The 25,313-nt window shown below is 39.1% G+C and carries 37 protein-coding genes; 34 read left to right on the forward strand and 3 right to left on the reverse strand.

Features of this window, described 5'->3' with window-relative positions; genetic code table 11:
* The first annotated feature begins 44 nt into the window (after window positions 1-44).
* The gene (locus FK178_RS14500; RefSeq protein ID WP_146836844.1) at window positions 45-815 is read left to right on the forward strand and encodes a rhomboid family intramembrane serine protease; all 771 of its coding nucleotides are present in this window, start codon (window positions 45-47) and stop codon (window positions 813-815) included.
* A gap of 119 nt (window positions 816-934) precedes the next feature.
* Here the strand turns inward: FK178_RS14500 and rlmB are convergent, their stop codons facing one another.
* The 3 genes from rlmB to FK178_RS14515 all read right to left on the reverse strand — a co-directional run bounded on the left by rlmB (window position 935) and on the right by FK178_RS14515 (window position 6,476).
* Window positions 935-1,672: a 23S rRNA (guanosine(2251)-2'-O)-methyltransferase RlmB gene (gene rlmB, locus FK178_RS14505; RefSeq protein WP_146836847.1), complete on the reverse strand. Its 738-nt coding sequence runs from the start codon at window positions 1,670-1,672 to the stop codon at window positions 935-937.
* Between the two features lie 149 nt (window positions 1,673-1,821).
* Complete coding sequence (locus tag FK178_RS14510) at window positions 1,822-3,246, reverse strand: SusD/RagB family nutrient-binding outer membrane lipoprotein (RefSeq protein WP_146836850.1); 1,425 nt, start codon at window positions 3,244-3,246, stop codon at window positions 1,822-1,824.
* 11 nt (window positions 3,247-3,257) lie between these two features.
* On the reverse strand, window positions 3,258-6,476 hold the full coding sequence (locus FK178_RS14515; RefSeq protein WP_146836853.1) for a SusC/RagA family TonB-linked outer membrane protein: 3,219 nt from the start codon (window positions 6,474-6,476) through the stop codon (window positions 3,258-3,260).
* A gap of 366 nt (window positions 6,477-6,842) precedes the next feature.
* Here FK178_RS14515 and rpsL point away from each other — a divergent pair, with 366 nt between their 5' ends.
* The 33 genes from rpsL to carA all read left to right on the forward strand — a co-directional run bounded on the left by rpsL (window position 6,843) and on the right by carA (window position 25,256).
* Entirely contained in the window at window positions 6,843-7,217 is a 375-nt protein-coding gene (gene rpsL, locus FK178_RS14520; protein ID WP_006795815.1) for a 30S ribosomal protein S12, read from the forward strand.
* A gap of 23 nt (window positions 7,218-7,240) precedes the next feature.
* Window positions 7,241-7,717 (forward strand): 30S ribosomal protein S7, encoded by a 477-nt coding sequence (gene rpsG / locus FK178_RS14525; RefSeq protein ID WP_146836856.1) that lies wholly within the window; start codon window positions 7,241-7,243, stop codon window positions 7,715-7,717.
* A 5-nt stretch (window positions 7,718-7,722) separates the two neighbouring features.
* On the forward strand, window positions 7,723-9,837 hold the full coding sequence (gene fusA / locus FK178_RS14530) for an elongation factor G (protein ID WP_146836859.1): 2,115 nt from the start codon (window positions 7,723-7,725) through the stop codon (window positions 9,835-9,837).
* 11 nt (window positions 9,838-9,848) lie between these two features.
* Entirely contained in the window at window positions 9,849-10,154 is a 306-nt protein-coding gene (rpsJ, locus tag FK178_RS14535) for a 30S ribosomal protein S10 (protein WP_007094989.1), read from the forward strand.
* A gap of 204 nt (window positions 10,155-10,358) precedes the next feature.
* On the forward strand, window positions 10,359-10,970 hold the full coding sequence (rplC, locus tag FK178_RS14540) for a 50S ribosomal protein L3 (protein ID WP_146836862.1): 612 nt from the start codon (window positions 10,359-10,361) through the stop codon (window positions 10,968-10,970).
* Window positions 10,970-11,599 (forward strand): 50S ribosomal protein L4, encoded by a 630-nt coding sequence (gene rplD, locus FK178_RS14545; RefSeq protein WP_146836865.1) that lies wholly within the window; start codon window positions 10,970-10,972, stop codon window positions 11,597-11,599. Before rplC ends, rplD begins: the two co-directional genes overlap by 1 nt.
* Before the next feature lie 5 nt (window positions 11,600-11,604).
* Complete coding sequence (gene rplW / locus FK178_RS14550; RefSeq protein ID WP_146836868.1) at window positions 11,605-11,895, forward strand: 50S ribosomal protein L23; 291 nt, start codon at window positions 11,605-11,607, stop codon at window positions 11,893-11,895.
* Window positions 11,896-11,904: 9 nt separating this feature from the next.
* Entirely contained in the window at window positions 11,905-12,732 is an 828-nt protein-coding gene (rplB, locus tag FK178_RS14555; RefSeq protein ID WP_146836871.1) for a 50S ribosomal protein L2, read from the forward strand.
* 6 nt (window positions 12,733-12,738) lie between these two features.
* The gene (rpsS, locus tag FK178_RS14560; RefSeq protein ID WP_146836874.1) at window positions 12,739-13,017 is read left to right on the forward strand and encodes a 30S ribosomal protein S19; all 279 of its coding nucleotides are present in this window, start codon (window positions 12,739-12,741) and stop codon (window positions 13,015-13,017) included.
* An 8-nt stretch (window positions 13,018-13,025) separates the two neighbouring features.
* Window positions 13,026-13,436, forward strand: coding sequence for a 50S ribosomal protein L22 (rplV, locus tag FK178_RS14565; protein ID WP_146836877.1), 411 nt, complete (start codon window positions 13,026-13,028; stop codon window positions 13,434-13,436).
* A 3-nt stretch (window positions 13,437-13,439) separates the two neighbouring features.
* A complete protein-coding gene (gene rpsC, locus FK178_RS14570; protein ID WP_146836880.1) occupies window positions 13,440-14,174 on the forward strand; it encodes a 30S ribosomal protein S3 in 735 nt (244 codons plus the stop codon).
* A gap of 19 nt (window positions 14,175-14,193) precedes the next feature.
* Window positions 14,194-14,613 (forward strand): 50S ribosomal protein L16, encoded by a 420-nt coding sequence (gene rplP, locus FK178_RS14575; RefSeq protein ID WP_146836883.1) that lies wholly within the window; start codon window positions 14,194-14,196, stop codon window positions 14,611-14,613.
* Between the two features lie 12 nt (window positions 14,614-14,625).
* Complete coding sequence (rpmC, locus tag FK178_RS14580) at window positions 14,626-14,817, forward strand: 50S ribosomal protein L29 (protein ID WP_146836886.1); 192 nt, start codon at window positions 14,626-14,628, stop codon at window positions 14,815-14,817.
* 18 nt (window positions 14,818-14,835) lie between these two features.
* Window positions 14,836-15,093, forward strand: a complete 258-nt coding sequence (rpsQ, locus tag FK178_RS14585) for a 30S ribosomal protein S17 (RefSeq protein ID WP_006988541.1) — start codon at window positions 14,836-14,838, stop codon at window positions 15,091-15,093.
* Window positions 15,093-15,461, forward strand: coding sequence for a 50S ribosomal protein L14 (rplN, locus tag FK178_RS14590; RefSeq protein ID WP_139065752.1), 369 nt, complete (start codon window positions 15,093-15,095; stop codon window positions 15,459-15,461). Before rpsQ ends, rplN begins: the two co-directional genes overlap by 1 nt.
* A gap of 11 nt (window positions 15,462-15,472) precedes the next feature.
* Window positions 15,473-15,784 (forward strand): 50S ribosomal protein L24, encoded by a 312-nt coding sequence (rplX, locus tag FK178_RS14595; protein ID WP_146836889.1) that lies wholly within the window; start codon window positions 15,473-15,475, stop codon window positions 15,782-15,784.
* 2 nt (window positions 15,785-15,786) lie between these two features.
* A complete protein-coding gene (rplE, locus tag FK178_RS14600) occupies window positions 15,787-16,338 on the forward strand; it encodes a 50S ribosomal protein L5 (protein ID WP_146836892.1) in 552 nt (183 codons plus the stop codon).
* A 2-nt stretch (window positions 16,339-16,340) separates the two neighbouring features.
* Window positions 16,341-16,610, forward strand: a complete 270-nt coding sequence (gene rpsN, locus FK178_RS14605) for a 30S ribosomal protein S14 (RefSeq protein WP_146836895.1) — start codon at window positions 16,341-16,343, stop codon at window positions 16,608-16,610.
* A gap of 71 nt (window positions 16,611-16,681) precedes the next feature.
* Entirely contained in the window at window positions 16,682-17,080 is a 399-nt protein-coding gene (gene rpsH / locus FK178_RS14610) for a 30S ribosomal protein S8 (RefSeq protein ID WP_146836898.1), read from the forward strand.
* Between the two features lie 17 nt (window positions 17,081-17,097).
* Window positions 17,098-17,640, forward strand: coding sequence for a 50S ribosomal protein L6 (rplF, locus tag FK178_RS14615; RefSeq protein WP_146836901.1), 543 nt, complete (start codon window positions 17,098-17,100; stop codon window positions 17,638-17,640).
* Window positions 17,641-17,652: 12 nt separating this feature from the next.
* Window positions 17,653-18,009 (forward strand): 50S ribosomal protein L18, encoded by a 357-nt coding sequence (gene rplR, locus FK178_RS14620; RefSeq protein ID WP_146836904.1) that lies wholly within the window; start codon window positions 17,653-17,655, stop codon window positions 18,007-18,009.
* A 7-nt stretch (window positions 18,010-18,016) separates the two neighbouring features.
* Window positions 18,017-18,541 carry a 30S ribosomal protein S5 gene (gene rpsE, locus FK178_RS14625; protein WP_146836907.1) on the forward strand — a complete coding sequence of 175 codons (525 nt, stop codon included), beginning with the start codon at window positions 18,017-18,019 and terminating at the stop codon, window positions 18,539-18,541.
* Window positions 18,542-18,552: 11 nt separating this feature from the next.
* Window positions 18,553-18,735, forward strand: a complete 183-nt coding sequence (gene rpmD, locus FK178_RS14630) for a 50S ribosomal protein L30 (RefSeq protein WP_146836910.1) — start codon at window positions 18,553-18,555, stop codon at window positions 18,733-18,735.
* Window positions 18,736-18,743: 8 nt separating this feature from the next.
* Entirely contained in the window at window positions 18,744-19,196 is a 453-nt protein-coding gene (gene rplO / locus FK178_RS14635; RefSeq protein WP_146836913.1) for a 50S ribosomal protein L15, read from the forward strand.
* Between the two features lie 10 nt (window positions 19,197-19,206).
* Complete coding sequence (gene secY, locus FK178_RS14640) at window positions 19,207-20,544, forward strand: preprotein translocase subunit SecY (protein WP_146836916.1); 1,338 nt, start codon at window positions 19,207-19,209, stop codon at window positions 20,542-20,544.
* 3 nt (window positions 20,545-20,547) lie between these two features.
* Window positions 20,548-20,763 carry a translation initiation factor IF-1 gene (infA, locus tag FK178_RS14645; protein ID WP_006988529.1) on the forward strand — a complete coding sequence of 72 codons (216 nt, stop codon included), beginning with the start codon at window positions 20,548-20,550 and terminating at the stop codon, window positions 20,761-20,763.
* A gap of 5 nt (window positions 20,764-20,768) precedes the next feature.
* Entirely contained in the window at window positions 20,769-20,885 is a 117-nt protein-coding gene (ykgO, locus tag FK178_RS14650) for a type B 50S ribosomal protein L36 (RefSeq protein WP_006988528.1), read from the forward strand.
* A 3-nt stretch (window positions 20,886-20,888) separates the two neighbouring features.
* Window positions 20,889-21,263 (forward strand): 30S ribosomal protein S13, encoded by a 375-nt coding sequence (rpsM, locus tag FK178_RS14655; RefSeq protein WP_146836919.1) that lies wholly within the window; start codon window positions 20,889-20,891, stop codon window positions 21,261-21,263.
* An 8-nt stretch (window positions 21,264-21,271) separates the two neighbouring features.
* On the forward strand, window positions 21,272-21,661 hold the full coding sequence (gene rpsK / locus FK178_RS14660) for a 30S ribosomal protein S11 (protein ID WP_146836922.1): 390 nt from the start codon (window positions 21,272-21,274) through the stop codon (window positions 21,659-21,661).
* 95 nt (window positions 21,662-21,756) lie between these two features.
* Entirely contained in the window at window positions 21,757-22,362 is a 606-nt protein-coding gene (gene rpsD, locus FK178_RS14665) for a 30S ribosomal protein S4 (protein WP_146836925.1), read from the forward strand.
* Window positions 22,363-22,382: 20 nt separating this feature from the next.
* A complete protein-coding gene (locus tag FK178_RS14670) occupies window positions 22,383-23,375 on the forward strand; it encodes a DNA-directed RNA polymerase subunit alpha (protein WP_139065738.1) in 993 nt (330 codons plus the stop codon).
* A gap of 39 nt (window positions 23,376-23,414) precedes the next feature.
* A complete protein-coding gene (rplQ, locus tag FK178_RS14675; protein ID WP_146836928.1) occupies window positions 23,415-23,954 on the forward strand; it encodes a 50S ribosomal protein L17 in 540 nt (179 codons plus the stop codon).
* A 189-nt stretch (window positions 23,955-24,143) separates the two neighbouring features.
* On the forward strand, window positions 24,144-25,256 hold the full coding sequence (gene carA, locus FK178_RS14680) for a glutamine-hydrolyzing carbamoyl-phosphate synthase small subunit (RefSeq protein ID WP_146836931.1): 1,113 nt from the start codon (window positions 24,144-24,146) through the stop codon (window positions 25,254-25,256).
* Window positions 25,257-25,313: the final 57 nt, after the last annotated feature.

The following is a 25,313-nucleotide window of genomic DNA, read 5'->3' on the forward strand; positions in this document are numbered from 1 at the left end:
AGCAAAGCTTCTAATTGCTTAAATTTATTAAAGAAATAAATATTTTGAAACCGTCGCAACCATTTACCTTTTCTCCGGGAGTTATAGGGTATCCTATACTTTTTGTGCTATCTATATGGCTGGTGTTCTGGTTTGAAATACGGTTTGGTTTTGATTTTAATTATCTTGGAGTAAGACCCAGAACGGGCCTGGGATTAAGAGGGGTAGTTTTTTCTCCTTTTATACATTCAGATATCAAACATTTGTTCAATAATACCATTCCGCTCTTTGTACTTTCTATGGCGTTGTTTTATTTCTACCGGAAAATAAGCTGGAGAGTTTTATTGCTTGGGTTGCTTTTAACAGGGTTGCTAACCTGGGTCATTGGACGTCCTGCAAATCATATTGGGGCAAGCGGGATCATCTATTTACTTGCTTCTTTCCTGTTCTTTAAAGGAATCTTTTCCAGGTATTACAGGCTTATTGCTATTTCATTTGTTGTGGTGTTCCTGTACGGGGGGTTGTTATGGTTTGTAGTTCCTGTGGAACCCGGGATCTCGTGGGAGGGACATTTATCGGGGCTAATAGTAGGATTGGTATTTGCTTTTGTTTATAAACAGGATATCGCCCAACCTCCAAAATATGAATGGGAAAAACCTGATTATAATCATGAGGAGGATCCATTTATGAAGCATTTTGATGAAAACGGAAATTTCATTGAAAAGCTCCCTGAGCCGGAAATTGATGACCCTAAGGAAAATAAATCTGAGGATAAAATATTATATCAGTATGTCTATAAACGATCTTCGGGGAAAGGTGATAATCAATCTAATTAATATAATTTACTTCGGTTAAATAGAAATATAAGTAACAAAGTTTCATTTAGAACTTTTAATTTTTTTTTACTTTCTACCGTCTACCGTCTACCGTCTACCGTCTACCGTCTACCGTCTACCTAGAGTCTCTGTCTTACAATTTCGTATAAGAACGCGCCACAGGCCACTGAAACGTTCAGCGAGGCAATTGTACCGTACATAGGAAGCTTCACCTTTTGATCTGCAAGTTTTAATACTGAAGGGTTAACCCCCTTTTCTTCACTTCCCATAACCAGGGCAGTGGGTTGGGTAAAATCAACAGCATAAAGAGAGGTTTCAGTTTTTTCTGAAGCTGCTACAATTTTAATTCCTGATGCCTGAAGATAATAAATGGCATCTTTGATATGGCTTACTTTTATAAGTGGAATATTAAACACAGCTCCCGCCGAAGTTTTTACAGTATCAGCATTTACTGGTGCACCCCCTTTATTTTGAACTATAATAGCGTGCACGCCGGTACATTCTGCGGTACGGATGATAGCACCAAAGTTACGGGCATCTGTGATCTGGTCCAGTAATAGGAATAGGGGAGTTTTTGTCTCATCTTCCAGTATTTCCTGCACTACCTCTTCCAACTCCCTGAATTTAACAGGAGATATCTTTGCAACTACCCCCTGGTGGTTACCGTTAGAAAGTTTATTGAGTTTCTCAACAGGAACATAGGAAAGGTTAAAGCCCCGTTTGCCCATTATTTGCATAAGTTCCATAAACAGCGGGCCGGAAAGGCCTTTTTGAATATAGATTTTATCAATATTCTTTCCGCTTTGAATTGCTTCTATAACGGTGCGTATCCCAAAAATTGTCAAATTATCTTCCATAACGGCAAAGATAGGTTTTTAGGATTTTTGTTCCGCAGGCTGGTTTGTAATATTTGTTGATTATTTATAAAAGGGAATATTGATACTATATCCCATAAAAAAAGGCTGCCTTTTCGGGCAGCCTTTTAAGGTATTATAATAATACAATGTTAGTCAACATCCCAGAATACCTGGGTTTGTTGGTCGTCACCACCAATGGCAGATGAAGCAGCATTGTAATTATCAACATTTAAGTTTTGCTCATTTACCGGATAGGTATATCTCAAAGGTACTGGCAATCCTGATGCTTCAGCAATGTTCAGGGTTGGAGCATCAAATTTTCTCCAAACAGACCATCCCTGGAATGGGTTGTCATACATAGCGATCCAAAACTGTGTTCCAAGTTGCTCCTCTGTACCATTATACGCTACACCAGATTTGGCAAGGTAAGCTGTAACTTCAGCTTCGGTTCCTCCCCAGTAAAGAATAGAGGCACGAATTGCTTCTTCGTAGTGGCCTTTTGCATCCATTGGAGTGTTATAGCCTCCAATTTGAGCAGCCTCTGCCATATGGAATTGCACTTCAGCATAGTCTAAAAGGATTCCAGGATGAGTTGGATCGTGGAAAGCATCTCCCGCATGGGTATAGAGTGGAAAAGAGTTACTCGCTCCATAAATTCCACCTTCGTATACTCCTGCACCAAGATTTTGACGGAAATAATCATCTCTTCTTGGATCTTCAAGATCATTCATTACGTCAACAATAGTGTTGGCAGCAACATAATCTGAACGACCGCTTTGTACCAGGTCACTCCATAATGGGTTCGTGTTAGGTGGAGAAGACTGGTACTGGATCAAAGCATTGTCTGCATTTGATTCAAATACACCTCCTGCAATAGCAGCATTTGCATGTGACACAGATTTTGCAGCATCAACATCAGATATTCTCATAGCTAAACGAAGACGCAAAGAGTTGGCAAACTTAACCCAGGCCTCCATATCACCACCGTAAACCACATCTGCACCGGTGAATCCTTGTCCTGCTTCAAGATCTGCAACAACAGCTGAAAGTCTGTTTAACAGGTCATCATAGATAGCTGCATCGTCATCATATTTAGGCAATGAGATATCTGCATCCAAAGCTTCGCTATAAGGAATGTCCCCAAAAGAATCTACAAGTACATGCCACGCATATACTTCTATTACTTCTATCTGGCCAATTCTCGCTCTTTTTGCACCTTCACTAAGTTCTGCATTTTCCATCACGATGGATTTTGCATCCTGTAGGTTAAAAATCACATTTCTATAAAGGATAGTCCAGTGATTTTGAGGAATATTACGGTTGTTTAAATCGTAGTTTGGTTCATCCAGATAAGTAGTTGCCGTTAAATACTGAGCAAGAAATCTGAAAATGTTCAGGTTCACGTTAGGGGAAGCCATTTGATCTCCCAGGCTAACAGTTGCAGAAGTAAACAAGAAATCTGCTCTTACCTGCGTCGGGTTCTTAGGATCCCTGTTAAGGCGCTCGTATGCTTCATCAGTCTGGCAAGACCAAAGCGTAGCGAGTGCGATAATAGTTAAAATATATTTTTTCATTTTTTTAATTATTAAAAGTTAAATTTCACACTAGCTCCAATCTCTCTGAAAGCAGGGTATGCTCCGGACTGGTATCCCTGAATGTTACCCGAGCTAAGACCGGCTTCAGGATCTGAATAAGGAAGGTTTTTGTGAATGATCCACAGGTTTCTTCCTACAAGGGAAATAGATGCATTGGTAATAGGTAAAGAACCTAAAACATTTTCAGAGAATACATAAGAAAGACTAGCCTCTCTTAATTTAACGAAAGAAGCGTCATAAACGTGTCCTTTGTTGGCATCTCTTGCATAACCAAATGGAGTGGCATAATAATCTGCTCTTACTCTGGTAGTATTAGGTTGTCCATCTTCTGTCACTCCTGGAAGAATAACCCCTCCACCTTGTGAAACAGGATTTCTTATAGGGTTCCCCAAGTCATTGTTTCCAACACTTCTGTCGTAAAGTCCGGTTGCAAAACCATACCAGGTATCAAGAGAGAAGATATCTCCACCTTTTTGAACATCAATAAGGAAGCTTAAGCTTACATTTTTGTATTGTAAAGAGTTAGATACTCCTCCTGTCCAGTCTGGTTGAATGTTACCAATGATCTCGTTACTGGTAGCACTTCTTAAATAGTAACCAGAAGCATTAACAACGCGGTTCCCGTTATCATCATAAATGTAGTCTCTACCTCTTATTGCTCCATAAGGTTGTCCAGGAGCAGCATTAATAGAAATACCTCCCTGAACAGCAGCTAGCTGTAAGTTGTTAATACCATCAGCAAGTTCAAGAACTTCACTTCTGTTTTGTGCCCAGTTAGCAGTGATATTCCAATTGAAATCTTCACTTCTTATTGGATTTAATCTTAATAACACTTCAAAACCTTTATTCTCTACAGTTCCTGCATTTAAGATCTTTTGAGAGAAACCTGTAGCAGTTGAAACCGGGATAGGAGTAATCTGGTCTTCAGTTTGCGTGTTGTAATAAGAAACATCAAAACCAACTCTTCTATCAAAGAAATCACCCTCTAAACCTAATTCATAAGAGTAAGAAGTTTCAGGCTTCAATAATTGATTGTTTAAAGTTGGATTGTTCGCAGCAACCCCTGCTCCGGCAAATGGTGCAGAAACAGTATAGGTGTTAAATACTCTAAAACGGTCTGTATCGCCCCCAACTACTGCGTAGTTAGCTCTGGCTTTCATAAAGTTCAACCACTCAGCATCTATCACATTAGATAAAATAACACTTGTAGATATCGATGGATAAACAAAAGTATTATCACTAACCGGTAAAGTTGATGAACGATCCCTTCTTACAGTTCCTTCTACATAATAGGTTCCTAGATATCCAAGACCTGCTCTGGCGTAAATACCGTCTACGCTTGAAGTACCATCATATTCCTGTGGTGGGTTTAATGGGTCTGCACTATTGCTTAAAGCATAGAAACCAGGTGCATTAAGTCCGCCATTGGTAGAAGCAAAAATAGAAGTTCTGTTATTCCTTCTTAAGTTCGCCCCAACATTACCATCCAGGTTTAAGCCTTCAGCAATATCGGTATTGAAGTTAAGGATCAAATCATAGTTGTATTCAGCAACACGGTTGTTGAATCTTGAATATCCCGATACTCCAGAGCTTCCCACGTTTCTTCTTTCTTCCTGTAATTCATCGTAAGTATCAAAAGCAAAACGTCCAAGAACACTAAAAATGTCATTTATTTCATATTCCAGGTTCATATTACCAAAATACCTGTTACGGGTATCAGTCTGGTAGTTCTCATATCTGGTCCAGTATGGGTTGTCCATATAGATTGGGGTAAGATCATCAGGGCTATTTGGGTTCCAGGTGATGTTCTCACGGGTTGCAAAATAAGCATCTCTTTGCTCAAAAAGATCTACGTTAGTCTGGTACCACTGTCTGAATGACTGCATGATGTTCTCTGAGTCATATCCTGTTCCATATCTTCCTTTACCGTCGGCTTTTGTAAAAGTCATGTTCGCAGATGCAGTTAACTTGTCCATTAAATCCTGAGATCCGCTGAAAGAGATAGTGTTTCTCTTAATATTTGCATTTGGAAGGTTACCTTCCTGCAACATATTGTTAAGCGATAATCTAAAAGAACCTGTATCACTACCACCATCTAAAGCAATTGCATTGATAGAAGTATATCCGGTTTTCCAGATATCATTTGGAGTATGAGCTCCGGCAACCCATGGAGTGGCTTGTTGGTAAGTATCCAATTGTGGATAAATAGAGTTCCATTGGTAAATAAGTCTGTTAGGATCAAATCTTGCTCCAAAAGAAGCATCTTCTGTAAAAGGAGTGGTTTCATCAAGAACTCCATCCCCATCTACATCATAGAGGTTAAAGTACCCGTCATCTGATGCATAGTAAGCTCCATAACCTGCACCGTATTCATTCTGGTAAACAGGAAGAGTTTCTTTGTCAGCATTGGAAACGGTAAGAGTTGTAGAAACAGAAACACCAATTCCTTTTTTCTTGGCTCCTTTTTTAGTTTCAATGATCACAACCCCGTTTGCTGCTCTTGAACCGTATAATGCAGTTGCAGCCGCACCTTTAAGAACGTTTATAGAAGCAATGTTGTTAGGGTCAATGTCTGATGCCGCGTTACCGTAGTCATATCCACCTCTACCGGTTCTTTGACCTGAAGAGTTGGAGTTGTCATTACTAATAGGCGTTCCATCTACTACAAATAATGCCTGGTTGTTTCCGGTTAAGGAAGAGTTACCACGTATTACAATGTTAGAAGATCCACCAATAGTACCAGAATTTCTAATGTTTAAACCTGCTACTTTCCCTGAAAGTGAATTCATGAAGTTAGTAGTTGGAACATCAGAAACTTCAGATCCGTCTACCTCCTGGGTAGCATAACCTAATGATTTCTTTTCACGACGAATACCAAGTGCTGTTACCACAACTTCATCAAGTTGTGCAGCATCTGCGGCCATAGTTACATCAATACGATTGTTTTGTGCAACGGTGTAACGAGCAGTTTCAAGACCCACAAAAGTGAATACCAAAACGTTGCCTTGTTGAGCCTGGATAGTATAATTACCATCAAAATCTGTTTGAACCCCGGTGGTGGTTCCCTCAATAATAATGTTTACCCCCGGAAGCGGCAAACCTGAGTCGTCCGTAACGGTACCCGTTATCGTACGTTGTTCTTGCGCAAAGCTTATTTGCACAACTAACACTAGCAATAGCGTTAGAATTTTACTAAATTTTGTTTTCATTGTTTAATTTGTTTGAATTAGCCAACGCCAAAAGTGCTAAGAAAAGGTTAAGTATGCAAACTATTTTAGCCAAAAAAATTAACCGGTGTTAATATAGTGTTAATAAAATAGGGTAAAACGCTGACTTTTAACTAAAAATGGCAAATGTCAAAATTTTCAATAAATAAAAGAGTTTGAGATATTTTATGAGTCAGGGAGATCTGTTTTTAAAAAAGTGTCTTATTATTTTATACAATAATTTTTTGTGCAGGGATATTGCTTGAAAATTAATGTATTATCATTTGATTAATTAGTTTTTATTTCTACCTTTGCCAACCCTAAAAAATAGGGAGGTAATTTTTAACAATAATTAGTGTAAGAGAAATTATGCCAACAATTTCACAATTAGTACGAAAAGGAAGAGCCAAAATAACCAAGAAGAGTAAATCGGCTGCTTTAGATTCGTGCCCTCAAAGACGGGGAGTTTGTACGCGTGTTTACACCACTACACCAAAAAAACCTAACTCTGCAATGCGTAAAGTAGCAAGGGTTAGATTGACAAATGGTAAAGAGGTAAACGCATACATCCCTGGAGAAGGACACAATTTACAAGAGCACTCGATAGTATTGGTTAGAGGCGGAAGGGTAAAAGATTTACCGGGAGTTAGATATCACATTGTTCGTGGAGCATTGGATACTGCCGGTGTTGCAGGTAGAACTCAACGTAGATCAAAATACGGAGCAAAACGCCCTAAGAAGTAATTAAACATTTTTAATTAAAAGACATGAGAAAAAGACAGGCAAAAAAGAGGCCTATTTTACCAGATCCAAAGTTTAATGATCAGTTAGTGACCCGTTTCGTTAACATGATGATGTGGGATGGTAAAAAATCAGTTTCTTTTAAAGTGTTCTATGATGCAATCGCAATAGTAGAAGAAAAGAAACAAGACGAAGAGAAAACAGCTTTGGAAGTTTGGAAAGATGCATTATCTAATGTTATGCCTCACGTTGAAGTGAGAAGCAGACGTGTAGGTGGGGCAACATTCCAGATCCCTATGCAAATTCGTCCGGACCGTAAGGTTTCAACCGCTATGAAATGGTTGATCTCTTACTCCAGGAAGCGTAATGAGAAATCAATGGCCCAGAGATTGGCCGGAGAGATCATTGCTGCTGCTAAGGAAGAAGGTGCTGCCGTTAAGAAAAGAACAGATACTCATAAAATGGCTGAAGCCAATAAGGCATTCTCTCACTTTAGATTCTAAAAAAAATGGCACAAAGAGATTTAAAATTCACAAGAAATATAGGAATTGCTGCGCATATTGATGCCGGTAAAACCACAACTACAGAGCGTATCTTGTTCTATACCGGAGTAAGCCACAAAATAGGTGAGGTGCACGATGGTGCAGCAACTATGGACTGGATGGAGCAGGAGCAGGAAAGAGGTATTACCATTACTTCTGCAGCCACGCACTGTAAGTGGAATTACAGGGATCAGGAATATACCGTAAACATTATTGATACACCGGGTCACGTTGATTTTACCGTAGAGGTAGAGCGTTCCCTGCGTGTACTTGATGGTATGGTGGCTTTGTTTAGTGCAGTTGATGGAGTAGAGCCGCAGTCTGAAACCGTATGGAGACAGGCAGATAAATATAGAGTGCCAAGATTAGGTTTTGTAAATAAAATGGATCGCCAGGGCGCCGATTTCTTTAACGTGTGCAATCAGGTTAGAGAGATGTTAGGTGGTAACCCTGTTCCATTACAAGTACCTATTGGTGACGAAGTTGACTTTAAAGGGGTGGTAGATCTTATTTCTAAAAAGGCAATTGTTTGGAATGAAGAAGATTTTGGAATGACATATGAAACCATCGAGATCCCTGAGGAGCTTATGGAAGATGTGAACAAATACCGAACTCTTTTAGTGGAAGCTGTTGCAGATTATGATGAGGCTTTGATGGAAAAATTCTTCGAAGATGAAGATTCCATTACCGAGGATGAAATTATTGCTGCACTTAGAGCTGCTACAATAGATATGTCTATTATCCCAATGATGTGTGGATCTTCCTTTAAGAATAAAGGAGTTCAGGCTATGTTGGATGCAGTTATGCGTTATTTACCTGCTCCAAGTGATGTAGAAGCTATCGTGGGTATTAATCCAGAAACAGGAGAAGAAGAAAAGCGTAAGCCTAATGTTGATTCTCCATTTTCTGCTCTTGCATTTAAGATCGCTACAGATCCTTTCGTAGGACGTCTGGCTTTCTTTAGAGTGTATTCTGGTGCGTTAAATGCTGGTTCTTATGTATTGAACAATCGTTCAGGTAAGAAAGAGCGTATTTCACGTATCTACCAGATGCATGCAAACAAGCAGGAGCCTATAGATAGAATTGAAGCTGGAGATATTGGAGCTGCTGTTGGTTTTAAAGAAATTAAGACCGGAGATACGCTTACAGATGAGAAACACCCAATAACACTTGAGTCTATGTCTTTCCCTGCACCGGTAATTGGTATCGCTGTAGAGCCTAAGACCAAGGCTGATGTTGATAAGATGGGGATGGCTTTGGCAAAACTTGCTGAAGAGGATCCAACTTTCCAGGTTAAGACTGATGAAGCTTCAGGGCAAACTATTATTTCAGGTATGGGTGAACTTCACCTTGAGATCCTTGTGGATCGTTTGAAAAGAGAGTTCAAAGTTGAAGTGAATGAAGGTCAGCCTCAGGTTGAATATAAAGAAACCATTACCAAAACTGCAGATCACAGAGAAGTTTATAAAAAGCAATCTGGTGGTCGTGGAAAATTTGGAGATATTATCTTCAAAATGTCCCCTGCAGATGAGGACTTTAAAGGACCGGGTCTTCAGTTTGTAGACTCAGTTAAAGGTGGTCGTATTCCTAAGGAATTTATTCCTTCAGTAGAAAAAGGATTTAGAGAAGCTATGAGAAACGGGCCATTGGCAGGTTTCAAAATGGATACTCTTAAAGTTGAATTATTGGACGGATCTTTCCACCCTGTAGATTCTGATGCACTTTCGTTTGAATTGGCAGCAAGAATGGGATATAAAGTTGCAGCTAAAAAAGCCGGAGCAATTATCCTTGAGCCAATTATGAAGGTAGAAGTTGTAACTCCTGAAGAAAACATGGGAGACATAGTAGGAGATTTGAACCGAAGAAGAGGTCAGGTTAACGATATGTCAGACCGTTCTGGAGCTAAAGTTATAAAGGCTGAAGTGCCGCTTTCTGAAATGTTTGGTTATGTTACCACATTAAGAACATTATCATCAGGTAGAGCAACATCAACTATGGAATTCGCTCATTATGCTGAAACTCCTTCTAACATTTCAGAAGAAGTTATAAAAGCAGCTAAAGGCACATCATCTCACGATTAATTACTAGGAATATGAGTCAGAAAATAAGAATAAAATTGAAATCCTACGATCACAACCTGGTAGATAAAAGTGCCGAGAAGATCGTAAAAACCGTAAAAACTACGGGAGCTGTAGTAACCGGGCCAATCCCGCTTCCTACTCATAAAAAGATCTTTACAGTATTGCGTTCTCCGCACGTTAATAAAAAGTCCAGAGAACAATTTCAGTTAAGCTCTTACAAAAGGTTATTAGACATTTACAGTTCGTCTTCTAAAACCATCGATGCTTTGATGAAACTTGAATTGCCAAGTGGAGTTGAAGTAGAGATCAAAGTGTGATCCTGAATCCTCGAAGAGGTTAACAATAAGGCAATGCCTTGTTGCAACATGTCCTGAGCAGTTGGCGAGGGAAAAACGGTGAAAAATACATTCAGGATTGGAAGTATTTTCAATCCTGAATTTTTATAGAGAATTTTTTCCCCGTCCCTGGAGGGAAAAAATGAAAACGAACAGGGAACTAAAATTAATTAATAACAAATAATTATGTCTGGGTTAATAGGTAAGAAAATAGGCATGACCAGCATCTTTGACGAGAACGGAAAGAACATTCCTTGTACCGTTATTCAAGCAGGTCCATGTGTAATTACCCAAGTCAGAACCAAAGAGGTTGACGGGTATGAAGCGCTTCAACTTGGTTTCGATGACAAAAAGACTGCTAATAAAGCTGCCACTGGGCACGCTAAAAAAGCCGGAGCCGTAGCAATGCGCAAAGTCGTTGAATTCAAGGGATTTGAAGGGGAACACAAATTAGGTGATTCCATTACTGTTGAAATGTTCAGGGAAGGTGAGTTTGTAGATGTTTCCGGAACAAGTAAAGGTAAAGGTTTTCAGGGTGTTGTAAAAAGACACGGATTTGGTGGTGTAGGTCAAGCTACCCATGGACAGCATAACAGGTTAAGAGCTCCGGGATCTATTGGTGCCGCTTCTTATCCTGCAAGAGTATTCAAAGGAATGCGTATGGCTGGCCGTATGGGAGGTGAAAAAGTGAAAGTAGAAAACCTGAGGGTTGTAAAAGTGGTTGCAGATAAGAACCTTATCGTTGTTAAAGGTGCTGTTCCAGGTCACAACAACTCATATGTAATCATTCAGAAGTAATGGAAGTAGCAGTTTTAGATATCAAAGGAAAAGAAACAGGAAGAAAGGTGAACCTTTCTGATGCTGTTTTTGCAATAGAGCCTAACAATCACGCAGTATATCTTGATGTAAAGCAATATCTGGCCAACCAACGCCAGGGAACGCATAAAGCAAAAGAGCGTGCAGAGATCACAGGTAGTACCCGTAAGATCAAGAAGCAAAAAGGTACTGGTACCGCTCGTGCCGGTAGTATTAAGTCTCCTGTCTTTAGAGGTGGTGGACGTGTTTTTGGTCCAAGACCAAGAAATTACGGTTTCAAATTGAATAAAAATTTGAAGCGTTTGGCTAGAAAATCTGCTTTATCTCTTAAAGCAAATGACAAAGCTATAATGGTAGTTGAAGATTTTCAATTTGACACTCCAAAAACCAAGAATTTTATCGAAGTTCTTAAGGGATTGGGTATTGAGAATAAAAAATCTTTAATAGTGTTGGGTGACTCAAATAAAAATGTATATTTGTCGTCACGCAATTTAAAGGGCTCTGATGTTGTAAGTAGCTCAGAATTAAGCACTTACAAAATACTACACGCAAATAATATTGTGTTCGTAGAGGGCTCCTTAGAAGGAATTGAGTTGAATTTAAGTAAATAAGCGCTATGAGTATCTTGATAAAACCTATTATTACAGAAAAAGCAACGGCCGATAGTGAGTTGAACAACCGCTACGCATTTGTTGTTAATAATAAGGCGAATAAGATTGAAATTAAAGGGGCTGTAGAGTCTGCTTATGGTGTTTCAGTTACTAAAGTTCGCACAGTTAATGTCCGTCCAGATCGTAAAACCCGTTTTACAAAAACAGGTGTGATCACTGGTAAAACAAGTGCTTTCAAGAAAGCATATGTACAGGTGGCGGAAGGTGAAACTATTGATTTGTATAGTAATCTTTAAGATTAAAAAATGTCAGTTAGAAAATTAAAACCAATCACCCCTGGTCAGCGTTTTAGAGTAGTAAATGGGTTTGACGCCATTACTACTGATAAGCCGGAGAAGAGTTTATTAGCTCCGATTAAAAAGTCAGGTGGTAGAAACAGTCAAGGAAAAATGACCATGCGCTATAAGGGTGGTGGTCACAAAAGACGTTACCGTATTATAGATTTTAAACGTGACAAGCATGGTATTCCTGCTACTGTTGCGTCTATAGAATATGATCCAAACAGAACGGCTTTTATCGCATTATTGAATTATCAGGATGGCGAGAAAAGATACATTGTTGCTCAAAACGGGCTACAGGTAGATCAAAACATTGTTTCTGATGCAGTAGCTGCGGCTCCTGAAATTGGAAATGCAATGCCTTTAAGCAGCATCCCGTTGGGTACTGTGATCTCCTGTATTGAACTTCGTCCTGGACAGGGAGCTGTAATGGCTCGTAGTGCAGGTGCTTTTGCACAGTTAGTTGCAAGGGAAGCAAGGTATGCTACTATTAAATTACCTTCAGGAGAGATTCGTAGAGTACTTGTTACTTGTATGGCTACCATTGGAGCTGTTTCAAATAGTGACCACCAGTTAATTGTATCTGGTAAAGCTGGTAGAAGCAGATGGTTAGGTAGAAGACCAAGAACAAGACCAGTTGCGATGAACCCTGTAGATCACCCAATGGGTGGTGGTGAAGGTAGAGCTTCCGGAGGTCACCCACGTTCTAGAAAAGGTTTACCTGCTAAAGGTTACAGAACCAGATCTAAGACGAAAGCGAGTAATAAATATATTGTAGAACGTAGAAAGAAATAATAAGATATGGCACGTTCATTAAAAAAAGGACCTTTCGTTCATTTCAAATTAGACAAGAAGATTGCCGCCAACGTGGAATCTGGAAAAAAGACGGTCATTAAAACCTGGTCAAGGGCTTCTATGATCACTCCAGACTTTGTTGGGCAAACAATAGCTGTTCATAATGGAAAGCAATTTGTACCTGTCTATGTTACTGAAAATATGGTAGGTCACAAATTAGGAGAATTTTCACCAACAAGATCTTTTAGAGGTCATGCAGGTGCGAAAAATAAAGGAAAAAGATAACTGAAGCTATGGGAGTTCGTAAAAGAGAAAAAGCAGAGCAAACTAAAGAAGCTAAAAAGTCAATAGCTTTTGCAAAACTGAATAACTGCCCTACTTCGCCTAGGAAAATGCGATTAGTTGCAGATTTGGTTCGTGGTGAAAAAGTAGAAAGAGCGCTTCAGGTATTGAAATTTAGCTCTAAGGATGCATCCAGAAAACTTGAGAAATTATTGCTTAGTGCAATAGCCAACTGGCAGTCCAAGAATGAAGATGCAAGTATCGAAGATGCTGAATTGTTCGTAAAAGAGATCCGTGTAGACGGTGGAAGTATGTTAAAAAGATTGCGCCCTGCACCACAGGGCCGTGCTCACAGAATAAGAAAACGTTCCAATCACGTTACAATAGTGCTTGGAGAGAACAATAATACACAAAGCAAGTAGAGTATGGGACAGAAAACAAATCCAATCGGGAATCGCCTTGGTATCATTAGAGGATGGGAGTCCAACTGGTACGGAGGAAATGACTACGGCGATAAATTGGCCGAAGACGATAAGATTAGAAAATACATCCATGCTCGTTTATCTAAGGCGAGTGTATCCAGGGTAATTATTGAGCGTACCCTAAAACTTATAACCGTTACTATCACCACTGCCCGTCCCGGTATCATTATTGGGAAAGGTGGTCAGGAGGTAGATAAGTTGAAGGAAGAGCTTAAGAAAATTACCGATAAGGAAGTTCAAATTAACATCTTTGAGATCAAAAGGCCTGAACTTGACGCTCACCTGGTGGGTTCAAGTGTTGCAAGACAAATTGAGAATCGTATCTCTTACCGTCGTGCAATTAAAATGGCTATCGCAGCTGCCATGAGAATGAATGCTGAAGGGATTAAGATCCAGATCTCAGGTAGATTGAATGGTGCTGAAATGGCCCGTGCTGAAAGCTACAAAGATGGTAGAATTCCCTTGTCAACTTTTAGAGCCGACATTGATTATGCTTTAGTTGAGGCACACACTACTTATGGTAGATTAGGTGTTAAAGTATGGATCATGAAAGGTGAGGTATTTGGTAAAAGAGAACTTTCACCGCTTGTTGGTATGGCCAAGAAGCAGGAAAAAGGAGGAAAGCCAGGAGCCGGTCCCGCACGAGGTGGTAACAACAAAGCACGTCGTAGAAAGTAATTTTTTAAAGTAAAGAAAAATGTTACAGCCTAAAAGAACAAAATATCGTAAGATGCAAAAGGGCCGTATGAAAGGTATCTCCCAAAGAGGACATAGACTTTCAAACGGTACATTTGGGATCAAATCTATTGACTCAAATTTCCTTACTGCACGTCAAATAGAAGCAGCGCGTATCGCCGCTACCCGTTATATGAAAAGAGAAGGTTCATTATGGATTAAAATATTTCCAGATAAGCCTATCACAAAGAAGCCTCTTGAAGTACGTATGGGTAAAGGTAAAGGTGCCGTAGAATATTGGGTAGCAGTTGTAAAACCGGGAAGGATCCTTTTTGAAATAGGAGGGGTGCCTTATGATGTGGCAAAAGAGGCATTGCGCCTTGCAGCCCAGAAACTTCCGGTGAAAACCAAGTTTATCGTAGCTAGAGATTATCAAGCTTAATTAAGAGAAGTTATGAAACAATCAGAAGTAAGAGAATCATCTGTAGCAGAATTACAGGAAAAGCTTGGGGAAACCAGAAAAGCTTATTCAGATTTAAAAATGGCTCACGCAGTTTCGCCATTAGAGAACCCGGTACAGCTTAGAGCTGTAAGAAGATCTATAGCGAGAATTGCTACAGAGTTAACTAAAAGAGAACAACAATAAGTGTTATTCTGCTGAAAGATGGAAAAAAGAAATTTAAGAAAAGAACGTATAGGTGTAGTTACCAGTAACAAAATGCAGAAATCCATAGTGGTTGCTGAAGTTAAAAAGGTAAAACACCCCATGTATGGAAAATTCGTTTTGAAAACGAAAAAATATGTGGCACACGACGAGACAAATGACTGCAACATTGGTGATACAGTTAAGATAATGGAAACTCGTCCATTAAGTAAATCCAAGTGTTGGAGACTAGTAGAAATTATAGAAAGAGCTAAATAATGGTACAACAAGAGTCTAGATTAAGAGTAGCAGACAATACCGGGGCAAAAGAAGTTTTGACCATTCGTGTATTGGGAGGTACAAAAAGAAGATACGCTTCTGTTGGGGACAAAATAGTTGTCAGCGTAAAAGAGGCTACACCAAATGGAAACATTAAAAAAGGTGCAGTTTCAACGGCAGTCGTAGTTCGTACCAAGAAAGAAGTGCGTAGACCAGACGGATCTTATATTCGTTTTGATGACAACGCATGTGTTCTTTTGAACCCGGCCGGAGAAATGCGCGGTACCCGTGTATTTGGTCCGGTTGCCAGAGAACTTCGTGATAAGCAATTCATGAAGATTGTATCATTAGCACCTGAAGTGCTTTAATACATTATATTATGACAAAGCTTAAAGTAAAAACGGGAGATACCGTACGGGTTATCGCTGGTGACCATAAAGGTCAGGAGGGGAAAATTCAAAAAATTCTCCGTGAAAAGAACAAAGCCATTGTGGAAGGCGTGAACATGGTTTCTAAACATGAGAAGCCAAGTGCAAAGAACCCACAGGGTGGAATTGTAAAGAAGGAAGCAGCGGTTCACCTTTCAAATTTATCTTTAATAGATAAAAAAGGAGATACTACCCGTGTAGGATACAGAACCGAAGATGGAAAGAAAGTAAGATTTTCCAAAAAATCAAATGAAGTAATTTAGTTATGGCATACGTACCAAGACTTAAACAAGAGTACAGAGACAGAGTAGTTTCAGCTCTTACAGAGGAATTCAGTTACTCAAACATCATGCAGGTTCCAAAACTTGAAAAAATAGTTTTGAGCCGTGGTGTAGGAGCAGCTGTAGCAGATAAAAAGCTAATTGACCATGCGGTAGATGAATTAACAGCTATCACCGGTCAAAGAGCGGTATCAACCATTTCTAAAAAGGATGTTGCTTCTTTTAAATTGCGTAAAGGAATGCCTATTGGGGCAAAAGTTACTTTGCGTGGAGAGAGAATGTATGAGTTCCTGGACCGTTTGATCACAAGTGCCCTTCCAAGGGTTCGTGACTTCAACGGTATCAAAGCAACTGGTTTTGACGGTAGAGGTAATTATAACCTTGGTGTTACAGAACAAATTATATTTCCTGAGATCGATATCGATAAGGTAAATAGAATTAACGGTATGGACATCACTTTTGTGACCAGCGCCGCTACAGATAAAGAAGCAAAATCACTATTAACGGAACTAGGATTACCTTTTAAAAAGAATTAATTATGGCTAAAGAATCAATGAAAGCCCGAGAGGTGAAGAGACAGGAAACGGTAAAGAAGTATGCTGAAAAAAGAAAGGCTTTAAAAGAGGCCGGTGATTTTGAAGGCTTACAAAAACTTCCGAAGAATGCTTCTCCAGTTCGTTTGCACAACCGTTGTAAAATAACAGGAAGACCAAGAGGTTATATGAGAACTTTTGGAATTTCCCGTGTTACATTCAGGGAAATGGCAAATAACGGATTAATTCCTGGTGTTAGAAAAGCGAGTTGGTAATTAAGATTTAACAGGAGGAAGGTTTCAACCCAATAGTGGGTTTGAAAAACCACTTTCGCAAATAAAAACAAATGACTACAGATCCTATTGCAGATTATTTAACAAGAATTAGAAATGCGGTACTTGCAAACCACAGAGTGGTTGAGATACCAGCTTCTAATCTTAAAAAGGAGATCACTAAAATATTATTCGATCAGGGATATATTCTTAGTTACAAATTTGAGGACAATACCGCTCAGGGTACCATCAAAATAGCGCTTAAGTACGACAAACTTACTAAGGAGTCAGTAATAAAGAACATTCAACGAATAAGTAAACCCGGTCTACGTAAATATGCCGGTGCAAACGAAGTACCACGTATCCTTAATGGTCTTGGAATTGCTATTGTTTCTACTTCTCATGGAGTAATGACAGGAAAGCAGGCAAGAGCTCAAAAAGTTGGTGGGGAAGTTCTTTGCTACGTTTACTAATACTAAAGACTTAAGAAATGTCAAGAATAGGTAAAAACCCAATCACCATTCCACAAGGCGTTACTGTTGACGTTAAGGACGGAATTGTGACGGTAAAAGGAAAATTAGGAGAATTATCTCAGGAATATAGTGACATCGACATTAAAATTGAAGATGGAATCATTACTTTTGAGCGAAATTCTGATAAGAAGGACCAAAAAGCAAAGCACGGGTTATACCGTTCTTTGGTAAACAATATGATTGAAGGGGTTTCCAATGGTTTCACAAAACAGCTTGAACTTGTAGGAGTAGGTTATCGTGCCTCTCACCAGGGACAAAAGCTGGATCTGGCCGTAGGATTCTCTCACAATATTGTTTTTGAACTGGCTCCTGAGATCACCGTAGAAACAGTTTCAGATAAAGGTAAGAACCCTATCGTGAAATTGTCTTCTTACGATAAACAACTGGTAGGCCAGGTAGCCTCTAAAATTCGTTCCTTCCGCGCTCCGGAACCTTACAAAGGAAAAGGAATTAAATTTGTAGGAGAAGTATTAAGAAGAAAAGCAGGTAAATCTGCTTAATAGAGTTTAGATATGGCATTTTCGAAAACAAATAGAAGAAACAAGATTAAGAAGAGGATCCGTAAAGATATTACGGGAACCCAAAGCCGTCCAAGATTGGCAGTTTTCAGGAGCAATAAAGAAATTTATGCCCAGATAGTTGACGATGTGGAAGGAAAAACTTTGGCATCAGCTTCTTCAAGAGATAAGGACGTAACATCTGCAGAAGGTAACAAGATTGAAAAAGCAGCTCTTGTTGGTAAAGCCCTTGCAGAAAAAGCGAAACAAGCCGGAATTGAAACCATCTCCTTTGACAGGGGCGGGTATTTATATCACGGAAGAGTTAAATCATTGGCCGACGGTGCCCGTGAAGGCGGACTAAAATTCTAATTAAGATATGTATCAAGATTATAAAAATGTAGAACTTGTAAAACCGGTTGGTCTTGAATTAAAAGATCGTTTGGTAGGTGTACAACGTGTTACAAAAGTTACAAAAGGTGGTAGAGCATTTGGATTTTCTGCAATTGTTGTTGTAGGAGATGAGAATGGAGTTGTTGGACAGGGATTAGGTAAATCTAAAGAGGTTGCTGATGCTATTTCCAAAGCTGTTGAAGACGCCAAAAAGAACTTGGTTAGAATTCCTTTGAACAAAGGAACTATACCTCACGAGCAAAAAGGGAAATATGGTGGAGCAAGAGTATTATTGTTGCCAGCAGCAACAGGAACCGGGGTTATAGCCGGTGGTGCAATACGTGCCGTACTGGAATCTGTTGGGGTGCATGATGTACTTTCTAAGAATCAAGGTTCTTCCAACCCTCATAACGTAGTAAAAGCTACCTTTGACGCTTTGTTGCAATTAAGAAATGCACAAACTGTAGCCAAGCAACGTGGAGTATCATTGGATAAAGTATTTAAAGGTTAATAAAGGATAAGATGGGAAAGATAAAAGTTACATTGGTAAAAAGCGCGATCAAACGCCCTAAAAACCAAAAACTTAATTTAGAGGCCCTTGGTCTTAAGAAATTAAACCAGGTGGTAGAACACGAGAACACACCAAATATCCTTGGTATGGTAAACAAAGTTAAACACTTAGTTTCTGTTGAAGAAACAAAATAATACAGCAAATGAATTTAAGTAACTTAAAACCTGCAAAAGGTTCAGTTCAAAGTAACAGTAAGCGTGTAGGTAGAGGAGAAGGATCCGGTAAAGGAGGAACTTCTACCCGTGGGCATAAAGGGGCAAAATCCCGTTCTGGTTACTCCAAGAAAATTGGTTTTGAAGGTGGACAAATGCCGCTTCAAAGAAGGGTGCCTAAGTTTGGTTTTACCAACATTAACCGTAAAGAGTACCAGGGTATCAATCTTGATACACTTCAGGCGTTAGTGGATAATGGTAGAATTACAGATACTGTAGATATGCAGGTGTTGGTTGAAAACGGTCTTGCCGGAAAAAACGAACTTGTAAAGATATTGGGTAGAGGAGAATTAAAAGCAACGTTGAAAATATCTGTTCATAAATTTACTGCCTCAGCTAAGGAAGCTATTGAAGCCGCCGGAGGTGAAGTTGTTACTTTATAATAGATAAACGATGAAATTTATCAATACTCTTAAGAATATCTGGAAAATTGAGGAGCTAAAGAACCGCATCTTAGTTACTCTTGGATTATTATTGGTGTACCGTTTTGGTGCACAGGTAGTACTTCCCGGGGTAGATGCATCGCAGCTTGCCAATTTAGCCAATCAAACAGACGGAGGTCTTCTTGGCCTTCTTAATGCTTTCACCGGAGGTGCTTTTTCAAACGCCTCTGTTTTTGCATTGGGAATTATGCCATACATCTCTGCTTCTATTGTGGTGCAGTTAATGGGAATTGCGGTTCCTTACCTGCAAAAACTGCAAAAAGATGGCGAGAGTGGTAGAAGAAAGATCAACCAGATCACCCGTTGGTTAACCATAGCAATTACCCTTGTTCAAGGGCCTGGTTATATTTATAACCTGTTTGCAACGTTGCCTCCAAGTGCATTTATGCTTGGAAGTACTGTAACTTTCGTAGTTTCCTCTGTTATTATATTAACTACAGGAACCATCTTCGCTATGTGGCTGGGTGAGAAAATTACAGATAAAGGAATTGGAAATGGTATTTCCCTGTTGATTATGGTTGGTATTATTGCCACCCTTCCGCAGGCCTTTATTCAGGAATTTGCATCAAGAGTTTTTGAATCAAACGGTGGTTTGATCATGATCTTAATTGAATTGGTAATTTGGTTTGCTATCATAATGGCTTCTGTAATGTTGGTAATGGCGGTACGTCAAATACCAGTTCAGTATGCCAGGAGAACCGCCTCTGGCGGATACGAGAAGAATGTATTTGGATCAAGACAATACATTCCTTTAAAATTAAATGCTTCCGGGGTAATGCCAATTATCTTTGCCCAGGCAATTATGTTTATACCGGCTGCAGTAGCAGGACTGTCTGATGGGGAAACCTCTCAGGGAATTGCAGCAGCTTTTAGTGATATTTTTGGTTTCTGGTATAATGTGGTTTTCGCTTTATTGATTATAGTATTTACTTACTTCTATACAGCGATCACAGTACCAACCAATAAAATGGCCGATGATCTTAAGAGAAGCGGTGGGTTTATTCCCGGGATTCGTCCTGGAGGGGAAACCTCAGAATTTCTTGACAGGATCATGTCACAAATAACCCTTCCGGGTTCAATATTCCTGGCTCTTATAGCAGTGTTCCCTGCTATAGTAGTTCAACTGTTAGGTGTGCAAGCAGGATGGGCGTTGTTCTTTGGAGGTACCTCCCTGTTAATTATGGTAGGGGTTGCGATTGATACTATTCAACAAGTGAATTCATACTTGCTGAACAGGCATTACGATGGATTGATGAAATCTGGTAAGAATAGAAAAGCAGTAGCGTAAACTATGGCAAAACAATCAGCAATAGAACAAGACGGAACGATCATTGAGGCATTGTCCAATGCGATGTTTCGTGTAGAACTGGAGAACGGTCACGTTGTGACTGCCCATATTTCGGGTAAAATGCGTATGCATTACATTAAGTTGTTACCCGGGGATAAAGTGAAATTAGAAATGAGTCCTTATGATCTATCTAAGGCTCGAATAACTTACAGATATTAATTAAGATGAAAGTTAGAGCATCAGTTAAAAAAAGAAGTGCCGAGTGCAAAATTGTACGTAGAAAAGGCAGACTTTACGTGATTAACAAAAAAAATCCGAAATTCAAACAAAGACAAGGATAAGTTATGGCTAGAATTGCAGGGGTAGATATACCAAAACAAAAACGCGGAGTTATAGCATTAACCTATATCTTCGGAATCGGAAAAAGCAGAGCTCAGGAGATCCTGAAGGAAGCAAATGTTGACGAAAGCATAAAAGTATCAGATTGGGATGATGATCAAATTGGTCGTATTCGTGATGCTGTTGGAGTTTTCAAAATTGAAGGTGAACTACGTTCAGAAGTTCAGTTGAGCATTAAACGTCTAATGGATATTGGAAGCTACCGTGGTATTCGCCACCGTTCAGGACTTCCTTTAAGAGGACAACGCACAAAGAACAATTCCAGAACGAGAAAAGGAAGAAGAAAAACAGTTGCCAACAAGAAGAAAGCAACTAAATAATAAGTAGGATGGCAAAAACTAAAACAGCTCAAAAGAAACGTAAAGTAATCGTTGAGTCAAATGGAGAAGCGCATGTTACTGCTTCTTTCAACAACATTATTATCTCTCTTACAAATAAAAAAGGAGATTTGATTTCCTGGTCTTCAGCCGGTAAAATGGGCTTTAGAGGATCCAAGAAAAATACTCCTTATGCTGCTCAATTAGCTGCTGAAGATGCATCTAAAGTTGCACACGAAGCAGGATTGCGCAAAGTAAAGGTATTTGTAAAAGGACCGGGTAACGGAAGGGAATCTGCAATACGATCTATTCACAATGCAGGAATTGAAGTAACTGAAATTATTGATGTTACTCCAATGCCACATAACGGTTGTCGTCCTCCAAAGAGACGTAGAGTTTAATAAATTTTAATAATAAGTATAACAAAGAAAGCAAGAAGATCTGCGAAGGACAGTGACCTTAATTCCTGATCGCTTTCTTAATAATCAATTTTTCAATGGCAAGATATACTGGTCCAAAGACTAAAATCGCCCGTAAGTTTGGCGAAGCAATTTTCGGAGATGACAAATCTTTCGAAAAAAGAAATTACCCTCCGGGACAACATGGTAATAACCGTAGAAGAGGTAAAAAATCTGAATACGCTGTCCAGTTAATGGAAAAGCAAAAAGCAAAATATACTTATGGTATATTAGAGCGTCAATTCAGGAATATGTTTGAAAAAGCAACAAGATCTTCGGGTATTACCGGAGAGGTGCTTTTACAGTTATGTGAATCACGTTTAGACAACGTTGTATATAGAATGGGTGTTTCCTCTTCTCGTCGCGGTGCAAGACAATTGGTTTCACACAGGCATATTACAGTAAACGGTGAGGTGGTAAACATTCCTTCTTATCAATTACTGCCAGGAGATGTTGTAGGTGTAAGAGAGAAATCTAAATCTCTATCTGCAATACAGGAATCTTTATCCAACAATAGTGCAACCTATGAGTGGATGACCTGGAATAATGAAACAAAGCAAGGAACTTTTGTTTCAGTACCCGGAAGAGTTCAAATCCCGGAAAATATTAATGAACAATTCATCGTCGAATTATATTCGAAGTAATAATTCACAGAAGTCGTAATATGGCAATACTAAATTTTCAGAAGCCCGATAAAGTTATAATGATTGATTCAACCGATTTCGAAGGGAAATTTGAATTTCGCCCTTTGGAACCAGGATATGGATTAACCGTTGGTAACGCTTTAAGAAGAGTGCTGTTATCATCATTAGAAGGATTCGCAATAACTTCAGTTCGCATTGAAGGAGTTGACCACGAGTTCTCTACAATCCCAGGCGTGGTTGAAGATGTAACAGAAATTATATTAAACCTGAAACAAGTAAGGTTTAAAAGGCAAATTGATGAAATAGACAACGAAGCCGTTACCATTTCTGTTTCCGGTCAAGAGCAGCTTACTGCCGGACATTTCCAGAAGTTCATTTCAGGATTTCAAATATTAAACCCTGATCTGGTTATTTGTAACCTTGATAAGAAAGTAAGTTTCAATATGGAGCTTACTGTTGAAAAAGGAAGAGGATATGTTCCTGCTGAAGAGAATAAAAAGGCCAACGCACCTCTTGGTACTATTTTTACAGATTCGGTTTATACCCCAATCAAAAATGTAAAATACAGTATTGAAAACTATCGTGTAGAACAAAAGACAGATTACGAGAAACTTGTTTTCGAAATAGTAAGCGACGGTTCTATACACCCTAAGGAAGCATTGACTGAGGCTGCTAAAACATTGATCCATCACTTTATGCTGTTCAGCGATGAGCGCATAACTCTTGAGGCCGATGAAATAGCACAAACTGAAACTTATGATGAAGAATCCCTTCACATGAGACAGTTGCTTAAAACCAAGCTGGTAGATATGGACCTTTCAGTAAGAGCATTAAACTGCCTTAAAGCTGCAGAAGTTGATACCCTTGGAGATTTAGTATCCTACAATAAAAACGACTTGATGAAGTTCCGTAACTTCGGTAAGAAATCTTTGACAGAGCTCGAAGAGCTTGTAAACAACAAAGGTTTAAACTTTGGTATGGATCTTTCAAAATATAAATTAGATAAAGACTAGTTTCAGTTTAACTGGAGTTAGGTCTAAAAGAGAATAGTAATGAGACACGGAAAAAAAATAAATCACTTAGGTAGAAAGACAGCCCACCGTAAGTCCATGTTGGCAAATATGGCTTGTTCCCTAATTGAGCATAAACGCATCAATACTACAGTTGCAAAGGCAAAAGCCTTGAAATTGTTTGTAGAGCCTTTGGTAACAAAGTCTAAAGAAGATACTACTCATAACCGCCGCTTGGTTTTCTCTAAACTAAGAAGCAAAGATTCTGTTGCTGAATTGTTCAGGGATGTAGCTCCAAAAGTGGGAGATCGTCCGGGAGGATATACAAGGATCATCAAATTGGGTAACCGTCTTGGAGATAATGCAGATATGGCGCTTATAGAGCTTGTAGATTATAACGAAACTTATAACACTACTAAGCCAGAGAAGAAAAAGACCACTCGTAGAGCCGGTAAGAAAAAAGCTGCTGAAGATACTGCTGAAACTGCTGAACCAAAAGCAGCAAAGAAAGCAGCTCCTAAAGCGGAGGCTAAAACAGAGGATAAGAAATCTGAAAACAACGAAGACAAAAAAGAAGACTAATAATGAAGCTTTTTTGATCGATAATTTAAAAAGGATAGGCCGTTAAGGTTTATCCTTTTTTTTTAGGTCTAAAATTCGTATTTGTTTTAAAGATGGTTAGAAAGGAATTATTCCGCATCAATTAATTAATTTTGCACAATCACCCGTAATTGGATTAAAGAAGTCAATTACATTTATTTATAAATACACATGAAATACCAGTTAAGAAAAAAGGCAATTATACTTCTTGAAGACGGTACCATATTCCATGGGAAATCTGTAGGGAATAAAGATGGAACTGCAGTAGGAGAAGTTTGTTTTAATACAGGTATGACCGGTTACCAGGAGATCTTTACAGATCCTTCGTATTATGGTCAACTTATGGTGACCACCAATGCGCACATTGGTAATTATGGGGTCAATGATGATGAGAATGAATCAAATAAAGCAAAGATATCAGGCCTAATTTGTAAAAACTTTAGTTATAATTATTCGAGACCTGCAGCTAATGGTTCTTTGGAAAACTTTTTAATTGACAGTGATCTATTTGCCATTTCTGATGTAGATACCCGTGCCCTGGTAACATATATTAGGGAGAATGGGGCTATGAATGCTATAATTTCTACCCGGGTCGATGATATCGATGCTCTTAAGGCTGAGCTTGCTGAAGTACCGGATATGAACGGCCTTGAGCTCGCATCAAAAGTCTCGACCAAAGAAGCTTACTATTATGGTGAGGAGAATGCCACCTATCGTGTGGCTGCACTGGATGTTGGTATAAAAAAGAATATTTTACGCCATTTGGCGAAAAGGGATGTGTTTATAAAAGTGTTCCCTTACAATGCAACTTATGAAGATATGAGTTCCTGGAAACCAGACGGATATTTTCTTTCTAATGGACCCGGAGATCCCAAGCCTTTGAAAGACGCTATTGAGCTTACAAAAAGGATTATAGAGAAGAATCATCCTTTATTTGGAATATGCCTGGGCCACCAGGTAATAGCCCTGGCAAATGGTATTTCTACTTATAAGATGCATCACGGCCACCGTGGTATAAATCATCCGGTTTTAAACCTTAAAACCGGAAAAGGAGAGATAACTTCTCAAAATCACGGTTTTTCTGTAGACAGGAAAGAAACAGAAGCACATCCCGATGTGGAGATCACTCATATTTGTATTAATGATGATACTATTGGCGGTTTACAAATGAAAAGTAAAAACTGTTTTTCAGTACAATATCATCCCGAGGCAAGCCCCGGACCCAACGATGCTACCTATCTTTTTGATGAGTTCATAGAGAGGATTAAAATTGGTAAATTTTAATTTCTCTAAATTAATACCGAAAATTCGACCTTAACAATCATAATTCCTAACCTAATC

This window comes from Antarcticibacterium arcticum, assembly GCF_007993795.1.
Lineage (GTDB): Bacteria > Bacteroidota > Bacteroidia > Flavobacteriales > Flavobacteriaceae > Gillisia > Gillisia arctica.